At 70.9% G+C, this 5,383-nt stretch carries 5 protein-coding genes and 1 pseudogene; 5 read left to right on the forward strand and 1 reads right to left on the reverse strand.

Features of this window, described 5'->3' with window-relative positions:
- Positions 1–123: 123 nt before the first annotated feature.
- Complete coding sequence (locus tag AOK01_RS34825; RefSeq protein WP_055518788.1) at positions 124–711, reverse strand: isochorismatase family protein; 588 nt, start codon at positions 709–711, stop codon at positions 124–126.
- A 222-nt stretch (positions 712–933) separates the two neighbouring features.
- On the opposite strand from AOK01_RS34825, the gene AOK01_RS34830 reads away from it, so the two are divergent.
- The 5 genes and pseudogenes from AOK01_RS34830 to AOK01_RS34850 form a co-directional block, all read left to right on the forward strand.
- Complete coding sequence (locus tag AOK01_RS34830; protein WP_055518790.1) at positions 934–1,392, forward strand: MarR family winged helix-turn-helix transcriptional regulator; 459 nt, start codon at positions 934–936, stop codon at positions 1,390–1,392.
- Positions 1,393–1,535: 143 nt separating this feature from the next.
- Positions 1,536–2,909: an MFS transporter gene (locus AOK01_RS34835; RefSeq protein WP_425424784.1), complete on the forward strand. Its 1,374-nt coding sequence runs from the start codon at positions 1,536–1,538 to the stop codon at positions 2,907–2,909.
- Positions 2,910–3,019: 110 nt separating this feature from the next.
- On the forward strand, positions 3,020–3,574 hold the full coding sequence (locus tag AOK01_RS34840; protein WP_055518792.1) for a cysteine hydrolase family protein: 555 nt from the start codon (positions 3,020–3,022) through the stop codon (positions 3,572–3,574).
- Positions 3,575–3,700: 126 nt separating this feature from the next.
- Complete coding sequence (locus tag AOK01_RS34845; protein ID WP_055518794.1) at positions 3,701–4,603, forward strand: NAD-dependent epimerase/dehydratase family protein; 903 nt, start codon at positions 3,701–3,703, stop codon at positions 4,601–4,603.
- 188 nt (positions 4,604–4,791) lie between these two features.
- Positions 4,792–5,383, forward strand: a pseudogene (locus AOK01_RS34850) (hypothetical protein); the annotation flags it as partial.

Here is a 5,383-nt window from a genome sequence, read left to right on the forward strand (position 1 = left end):
CAGCCGAGGACGAACGCGGCGCGTTGAACCACTGCCGCCGCGTTCGTCCTCGGCTGCAGGGCCGAAAGGGGCTGGTCAGCAGGGTTTCGGGTCAGCGGGGGCCGGAGAGCCGGGCCGGCCCGTTCAGGCGACCACAGGTTCGCCGCTCAGTGCGACACCTGCCCGGCGCAGCTCGTCGAGCGCGGTGCGCGTGGTGTCGGCGGCGACACCGGCGGTGTAGTCGAGCAGGACCCGCACCGCGAACCCCGCGCGCACTCCGTCCAGCGCGGTGGCCTTCACACAGTGATCGGTCGCGATGCCGACGACGTCGAGGTCGGTGATGTCGCGTGCCTTCAGCCAGGCGGACAGTGACGTGCCGTCCTGGGTGAAGCCCTCGAAGCCGCTCTTCGAGGCGGAGTGCGCGCCCTTGAAGACGACCTCGTCGACGTGCCCCGAGGTCACGGCCGGAGCGAAGTCCGGATGGAACTCGCTTCCCTCACTGCCGACGACGCAGTGCACGGGGAACGAGTCCTGGAAGTCGGGGTTCTCGGAGAAGTGGGCGCCGGGGTCGATGTGGTGGTCACGGGTGGCGACGACGAAGGCGTACGGCCCGTCGGCGCGCCCGACCAGCTCGGTGATGGCGGCGGCCCGGCCCGCGCCGCCCCGCACCGGAACGCTGCCGCCTTCACAGAAGTCCTTCTGCACATCGACGATGATCAGTGCGCGACGCATGGAAAAGCCCTTTCCCTCGGATGAACCCCTCCTGGATGGTCGCCCTTCCACCGGCCGGGGAGCCCGCCACTCCCAGGCCGTTCACCCGAACGTGCAAGGCGCGCACGCCAACCGCACGCCGACAAGGTCAGCACGCAGACCGATGTACGCAGGTTGATCTATGCAGGTTGATCTATGCAGGTTGATTTGCGCAGTCCAGCCTGCGCAAGTTAGCCTGGACGCATGACCGAGATCACCGGCACCGCCGACGGAGTGTCCGAGTCGGCCGCACAGGCGGCCCATGAGCTCCGCGTGGTGTACAGCCGGCTCCGACGCCGTATGCGCGAGACCTTCGACCCCGGAGACCTCACGCCCTCCCAGACGTCCGTCCTCAGCCGGCTCGACAAGGACGGCGAGGCGTCGGTCAGCGACCTGGCGGCCTCCGAACGCGTACGCCACCAGTCGGTGGCCGCCACCGTGGGCGTCCTGGAGGAGCGTGCTCTCGTCTCCCGCCGTCCGGACCCCGAGGACGGCCGCCGCCAACTGGTCTTCGTCACCGACAGCGGTCACGCCTTCCTTGAGGACCGTCGCCGAGCCGGCGAGGGCTGGCTCGCCCGCGCCCTGGAGGACCGGTGCACGGAGGACGAACGCCGCACCCTCCTCGACGCGACAGCCCTGCTGGAACGAATCGTCAGGTCATGACCGGACATCTGCTCCGGATACCCCGAATACCCCGCAGGCTGCGCCCGCCACGTCCCCTGCATGCCCTGCGTCCTCTGCGTCCGCCGCGTCCCGGCTCGGGCAAGCGCCCGGCGGAGGGCTTCGACCGACGCCTGCTGGCCCCGATGATGCTGGGATCGGTCCTCAACCCGGTCAACTCCTCCGTCATCTCCGTCTCCCTGATACCGATCGGCGCCGCCTTCGGCGCCCCGCCCTCCCGGACGGCCTGGCTCATCTCCGCCCTCTACCTGGCCACTGCCATAGGGCAACCCGTCGTGGGGCGGCTGATCGACCTCTTCGGGCCCCGCCGTCTGTTCCTGGCCGGGACGGCGCTGACCGGCGTGGCCGGCGTCGTCGGCATGCTCGCCCCCAACCTCGGCGTGCTCGTCGCCGCACGCGTACTCCTCGGCTTCGGCACCTGCGCCGGCTATCCGGCCGCCATGTTCCTCATCCGCAGCGAGGCCCGACGCACCGGCCAGGAGAGCCCCGCCGGCGTCCTCACCGCGCTCGCCGTCACCACCCAGACCATCGCCGTCATCGGCCCCGGTCTCGGTGGCCTGCTGATCGGCGTCGGCGGCTGGCGCGCGACCCTGGCCGTCAACATCCCCCTGGGCCTCGCCGGCCTGTACCTCGGTGCCCGCCGCCTCCCCGTGACCCCTGCCTCCCCTCGCGACGACGGTCACCACTCCGTGCGCGACCTGGACCTGCCGGGCATGGGTCTGTTCGCCGTGGCGCTCGTCTGCCTCCTGCTGTTCCTCATGAACCCCGGTGGCGGCCACGTGTACCTCCCGCTCCTGACCGTCGCGGCGACAGCCTGCTTCACCTGGCGCGAGCTACGGGCCCGGCAGCCCTTCATCGACGTACGCGTCCTCGGCGGCAACCTGCCGCTCCTCGCCACCTATCTCAGGGCCCTGCTCGCCTACGTCACCACCTACGCCTTCCTCTACGGCTTCACCCAGTGGACGCAGGAGGGACGCGGGCTGTCCGCCTCCCAGGCCGGCCTGGTGCAACTCCCCCTGTTCGCCGTCGCGATCGTCGTCTCCACCCTCACCGGGCGACGCCAGGCCGTACGCGGCAAGCTGCTGGTCGGCGCCGTCGGCCAGCTCGCCGCCAGCGCCCTGCTGCTCCTCCTGCACGCCGACAGCCCCGTGTGGATGCTCCTGGCCGTCGTGATCGTCCTCGGAGTCCCCCAGGGCCTGAACAACCTCGCCCTGCAGAACGCCGTTCTGCACCAGGCCGACGCCGAACGCATGGGCTCCTCGGCCGGGTTGCTGCGCACCTTCGGCTACCTCGGCGCCATCGTCGCCTCCGCCGCCAACGGCGCCTTCTTCGGACAGCGCGCCGACACCGGCGGCCTGCACCACCTCGCCTGGTTCCTGCTGGGCGTCAGCGCCCTGTTCCTCGTGGTGACCGTCGCCGACCGCTCCCTGCGTCGCATGGGCGCGCCGCACAAGAACGACACTCCCGCCGGTGCCGAACGCGAGAACACCGACCGGTGACCGAGACCTCCGGGCCACCTGCCCGACAGGATCCGCCCCGCGGCGCCCCGCCGCGCACGGCGGCCCGATCCACGACCCGACCCACCCCGAAACACCAAGAAGGACGCACCGTGACCCACTCCGCCCTGCTCGTGATGGACGTCCAGAAGGCCATCACCGACCGTGTCCCCGGCCTCGCCTCCGACTACACGCCCCGCCTCGCCCGCGCCGTCTCCGCGGCCCGGTCCGCGGGAATGCCTGTGGTGTACGTCGTCATCGGCTTTCGGCCCGGCCACCCGGAGACCAAGTCCAGCCCGGCGTTCAGCGCCCTGCCGGAGGGAGCCTTCACCGACAGCGACCCCGGGGCCGCCATCCACCCCGACGTCGCGCCCCGCCCCGGCGAGAGCATCGTCACCAAGAAGCGCGTCAGCGCCTTCACCGGCAGCGACCTCGACCTCGTACTGCGCGGCGCCGCCATCGATCACCTGATCCTGACCGGCCTCGCCACCAGCGGCGTCGTCCTGTCCACCCTCCGCCAGGCCGCCGACCTCGACTACCGCCTCACCGTCCTGGCCGACGGCTGTGGCGACGCGGACCCCGAGGTCCACCAGGTGCTGACGGAGAAGGTCTTCCCGCGCCAGGCCGACGTCACCACCGTCGACGCCTGGATCTCCGACCTGACCTGACACACCTGGTGGGCCACTGGTCACGCACCGCCTCGATGGTGGCGGCGGTGCGTCGTACGGTGTTCGCGACTGATCTCTCTGCCAGATCATATTGACGACAGACCATCTCATGGGCAGAATTGATACATGAACATCGTCGTCCTCGGAGCCACCGGATTCGTCGGCGGCAACGTGTCCCGCCACCTCGTGGCCGACGGGCATCACGTCACCGGCCTGGCCCGCTCGCACGAGGCAGGCGCACTCCTCGAATCCCGGGGCATCACCCCGCTGCCGGGCAACCTCGACGAACGGCGTGCAGAGGTCGTCAAGGCTGCCGCCGGCGCCGACGCCGTGGTCTTCGCCGCTCAGATGGACGCGCGCGGTGAAACGGAGAGCGTGGGCGCGCTGCTCGACGCGCTGGCCGGCAGCGGAAAGGCCTTCCTGTTCACCTCCGGCAGCGGAGTGCATCTCCAACGCACCGCCGGCGCCTGGAGCGAGGACTGCTTCGCGGAGGACGAGCCCTTCATCGTCGAACCGCTCGCCGCCGACCGGCTGGCCGTGGAGCGGCTGGTCCGTGACGCCGCGCAGCGGCAGGTGCGGGCCATGGTCATCAGGCCGGGGCTGATCTGGGGCCCGGGCGACCACGGGCATGTCTCCATGGTGTACGGCTCGGTCGCCCGTACCGGCGCCGCCTGCTACGTCGGCGAGGGTCTCAACACCTACAGCAACGTGCACATCGACGACGCCGCCCGCCTGTTCGTCACAGCGCTCCACCAGGGCAGCGCGGGCGCGCTCTACCACGCGGTCGCCGGGGAGATTCCCAACCGGTGGATCGCCGAAGCCGTCGCCCGCGACCTGGACTGCGGCACCCGCAGCCTCACCGAGCACGAAGCCGCCGCCGTCTGGGGTGACTTCGGCGCGCTCATCATGGCCGCGTCCAGCCGCGGACGGGCGCCACGCACCCGCCAGGACCTGGGGTGGGCGCCGCACCACACCGACATGCTCACCATGATCGGCGAGCCGCGCCTGAGAGAGCTGGCGAACCGTTGAGGGCGGGCGTCCGGCCGTAACGCGCGCATGCCCGCCGCAATGTGCGTACGGAACCGCCCGGTTCACGCACCGGCTTGTCGCGCGGGCCGATACGGTGTGCTTCCTGTGATCGACCGGTGTCCGCGATGCGGAACAGGGCTGCGCGGCCCGTAGGGTTTCCGGGCGTACGGAGAAGGAGCTGCTGCTCGATGGACGGCACCGAGGGCCGCGCGGAACCAGGAGCCGGCCCGCCCCGCAGCAAGTTCTCCGCCGATCTGGCCGGCCCGGGCGACAAGGCGGAGCGCTACGCCGGCCTCCGGCGCAGGTGGGACCGGCAGATCGGCGACAAGGTCCCCCTGCCACCGGCCGAGATGGCGAACAGCGGTGATTTCCGGGTCAGCGTCCGTGGCTCCAAAGTGCACGACGCGCTGATCGCGAACCTGCGCTACGACCCGACCGGGACCGAGCGCACCTGGGTCGACAGCCACTACTTCCCCGACATGCTCGTCATGGACGTGGTGCGACGCGGTACGTGGCATTACACCCGTTCGCGCGGCCGAGACGAAGTCTCCGTGTCACCAGGGCAGTTCATCGTGCGGTACAACAACCCGTCATGGCGGTTCGCCGTGGGGCCGCACACGACGAAGAAGCTGATCCTGCCGGTCGCACACCTGGGGCCCCTCATCCGCAAGCGGCCGGTCTTCGGCTCCGCGGACTCCGCCGAGATGCAACTGCTCCTGGCGCACGCACGCATGGTCGAAGCCGTACTGGACGACCTGTCCCCGGCCGGTCTGCAGACCG

It is taken from the genome of Streptomyces aurantiacus (assembly GCF_001418335.1).
Lineage (GTDB): Bacteria > Actinomycetota > Actinomycetes > Streptomycetales > Streptomycetaceae > Streptomyces > Streptomyces aurantiacus.

Bases quoted from the DNA above. Each gene is read 5' to 3' on its own strand.
- AOK01_RS34825 (WP_055518788.1), bottom strand. From the start codon at position 711: ATGCGTCGCGCACTGATCATCGTCGATGTGCAGAAGGACTTCTGTGAA.
- AOK01_RS34830 (WP_055518790.1), top strand. From the start codon at position 934: ATGACCGAGATCACCGGCACCGCCGACGGAGTGTCCGAGTCGGCCGCA.
- AOK01_RS34835 (WP_425424784.1), top strand. From the start codon at position 1,536: ATGATGCTGGGATCGGTCCTCAACCCGGTCAACTCCTCCGTCATCTCC.
- AOK01_RS34845 (WP_055518794.1), top strand. From the start codon at position 3,701: ATGAACATCGTCGTCCTCGGAGCCACCGGATTCGTCGGCGGCAACGTG.